General features: G+C 40.9%; 3 protein-coding genes. 1 reads left to right on the top strand and 2 read right to left on the bottom strand.

The window, feature by feature from the left end; translation table 11 throughout:
- Nucleotides 1-187: 187 nt before the first annotated feature.
- Nucleotides 188-1,537 (top strand): MobV family relaxase, encoded by a 1,350-nt coding sequence (mobV, locus tag ACH0QE_RS25360; protein WP_087095668.1) that lies wholly within the window; start codon nucleotides 188-190, stop codon nucleotides 1,535-1,537.
- 1 nt (nucleotide 1,538) lies between these two features.
- Here the strand turns inward: mobV and ACH0QE_RS25355 are convergent, their stop codons facing one another.
- Both ACH0QE_RS25355 and ACH0QE_RS25350 read right to left on the bottom strand, forming a co-directional pair.
- On the bottom strand, nucleotides 1,539-1,991 hold the full coding sequence (locus ACH0QE_RS25355) for a replication/maintenance protein RepL (RefSeq protein ID WP_087095669.1): 453 nt from the start codon (nucleotides 1,989-1,991) through the stop codon (nucleotides 1,539-1,541).
- Between the two features lie 507 nt (nucleotides 1,992-2,498).
- On the bottom strand, nucleotides 2,499-2,696 hold the full coding sequence (locus ACH0QE_RS25350) for a hypothetical protein (protein WP_415803145.1): 198 nt from the start codon (nucleotides 2,694-2,696) through the stop codon (nucleotides 2,499-2,501).
- Between the last annotated feature and the right edge of the window lie 478 nt (nucleotides 2,697-3,174).

Below are 3,174 nucleotides of genomic sequence, written 5' to 3'. Positions count from 1 at the left end.
TAAGGGGGTCTGGGGAAGAGTTCCCCAGTGGGTTTGGGCAAAGCCCAAGGTTTGTTTTTTGCCATGCTGCAGCATGGCTTGGCGAAGCCAAAAGGCCTCGCAGAGCACATGAAACTTTGCTTGCAAAGTGTAGTGTGCTACACTTCTCTTAAACTAGCATTTTTCGAGAAGGAGCTGAACCCCCAAAATGAGCTATGCCGTTTTACATATGCAGAAGCTAAAACAACCTGCCATTAAGGGCATTCAAATTCATAATCAGAGAGAAAAAGAGAGTCAGACGAATGGTGATATTGATGGGTTACGTTCACATCTAAATTATGATTTGGTCAATTCAAAACCGATTGATTATAGCGAGAAGGTCAACAAAATGATTGAGGAAGGAGTGACGACTGGCAAAGCCATTCGGAAAGATGCGGTAAAGGTGGCGAGTTTCCTTGTCACTTCTGATTCCGAGTATTTTCAAAAGCTATCGGAACGAGAGGAAAAGCGATTCTTTGAATCAGCTTATGAGTTTTTTGCGAACGAATACGGAGAAAAGAATATCGCTTATGCAATGGTTCATAAAGACGAGAAAACACCGCATATGCACGTCGGGTTCGTGCCGATCACCGAAGATGGTCGGCTTTCAGCAAAGGACTTTTTCGGTAAAAAGCAACAACTGGTGAAGCTTCAAGATAAGTTTCATGACCATATGGTGCGAGAAGGCTTCGACTTGGAGCGAGGGGTCTCATCAGACCGTAAACACGTTGAGACAGCCAAATATAAGGCTCTGACGTTCCAACAGATGGAGCAAGAAGCTAAAGAGAAATATGAACAGACAATGGGGCATATTCAAGAGATTGACGACAAGACGAAGGCGATTGAGAACATTGAAGCGAAAAAGGTTCTTGGACTTGTTGGCATGAAGGAGCAGGACTACAAAAGCCTAGTAGATTATGCCACGAATGGAGTTGTCTATCAGCAGAAGGCTGAGGTTCTCCAGAAGGAGTTAGATAAGGCTAAGACAGAAGTTCAGCAATTAAAATCAGATATTCAGACAGGACAAGATAAAATTCGACAAAACTATAAAGACATCGAAGAAAATTTGGATTCAGTAGCGGAGAAAAAAGCCCTGCAAAAATTAAAGCAACATGATGTTGTAAAACAATATGGCGAGCTGGTAGAAAAGTACAATGGATTGGCTCGGAAATTTAATGAGCAATCGCAGGAGAAAAAGCAGTTAAAACAAGAGGTAGATACGCTGAAGCTAGAAAACCGGTCTTACCAAAATGAGAATCGAGAATTGAAATCGGAGAACGGGCAATTGAAGGAAAAACTCATGCAGATCAGCAAGGAGTTTTCGGCTTTTAAGGAAAGAGTGGGGAAAGTTTTACATGCTCAAATTGATAGAGTAAAGACGTTTTTAAGAATAAGAGATGTAGCCCCTAGTCATATAAAAGCCCTGGATGACAGACAAGATAAATTAGTCCAGGATTCCCTTCAAAAATTAGAGAAACCGCAAAGGGAGAATCAGCGAGGAATGGAGATGGATATGTGAATTATATATCCAGCCCCTCCTCGTCTTTCTCCCATTCTTGAAATCTAGCTAATAGATACTGCTCTTTCCCTTTGTTTCCTCGGTGAATAAGACTTGAGTGAATCATAATTGCACCAGTTTTTCTAGCAATTATTTGAGCATTTTCAAGAGTTTTTAAAGTTTCTACAACGGTTTGTAATGAAACATCACTTTTTTTAGCTAATTCTCTTGTTGTAATGATTAATGTGTTAGTCGATTTGTCCATGTTTGCAAGTATGTATTTTACTACTTGCATTTTTTTATTTCCTAATGTGTCTATAAGCTGAATTATTGCAGTTAAGTATGTAATCATGAAGCCATTTCTATCAGTCTTTTTGATTAAGTCATCAGCTTCAAATATTTCTCCTGTATCAAGGTCTTGCAATCTTCTTTTTCCTTTATAAATCACCTTGTTTTCGACTTTTTGTTTTGGCATTTTATTCCCTCCCTTATTTGTTCTAAATTTATCATAATCATAACAAATGTTCAAGAAAAAATAGAACAAATGTTATGAAAAACTAGAACAAATGTTATGAAAAAATAGAACACGCAAAATGCTCATAAACCTTGTTATATCAACTTGAAATCTATTAACCTATTTTTTTTTCTCTTTTCTATAAACATAAGGGCTATGCTCCACGCAAGGTTCGGGTAGTATTTTCTCCGCCTATCGGCTCCGAAAATCTCCACCCTTTCCCCCTTGCCTTCCGCATTTTTTGGCGGTGCTGGACTATCGCCAAGCCGAACAGACCCAAAACGAGGATCTCCGAGGGTCGGCTTGCTCTGACCATTGTACCGCCAAAAACCGCCTGTTCATCCGTTCATAATGTCTGCCTTATGCCATATTCAGCTACGCATGAAAACCGTGGGGTCTCGCCCCCACACGGCGAGCCAGCACTCACACCCCAAAACAAGGGGTACAAAAAAAAGAAGCCCTAAGGCTTCACATCTTTTTAAATTCTTTTTTTAAAGTCCTTATGATAAATAAAGTTTGAAAAGTAGAGTAACCTAAACCTGCAATAGTCAAAATAATACCACTATAAAGACCTCTCTTTCGTTCTTTTTCTTGGGAGTAATGAGTGAAATAAGCATGTGACAACGTGCAAAACGCCATACAAATAGGCATTAAAAATTTTCGCATATTTTATTCTCCTTTCTGACATTTAGACTTTCCAAAAAGAAAGAACGTATGAATGTGATAAAATAACCTTCTAACCAAAGTTCAAGAGAGTTCTATTCGCATTGAGGGCGCTTCTAAGCGCCCCTTTTGCTTTTCTATGGGGTTAACTAGGGGTAACCTCTCAAAAAGGCGAGAGAGCCCCTTGTGGCGTCTGTCAACGGTAAGCGGACCGTAGGGAGCATTAAGGAGTTGATAGACTCACTTCACCAAGACCCTCTTGGTGTGTCAAAAGGCAACACCTTTTGACCTGCCTACCGGCGAGGGAGCCCCTCAAGGATTGAGGGGTTGGGGAGTTCGATAAGGGGGTCTGGGGAAGAGTTCCCCAGTGGGTTTGGGCAAAGCCCAAGGTTTGTTTTTTGCCATGCTGCAGCATGGCTTGGCGAAGCCAAAAGGCCTCGCAGAGCACATGAAACTTTGCTTGCAAAGTGTAGTGTGCTAC

Origin of the sequence: Mesobacillus sp. (assembly GCF_047739415.1) — a bacterium.
In the GTDB taxonomy this organism is placed as follows: domain Bacteria; phylum Bacillota; class Bacilli; order Bacillales; family Cytobacillaceae; genus Mesobacillus.
Note: the sequence above shows the minus strand (reverse complement) of the source record. Positions and strands in the feature narration are given on the sequence as shown.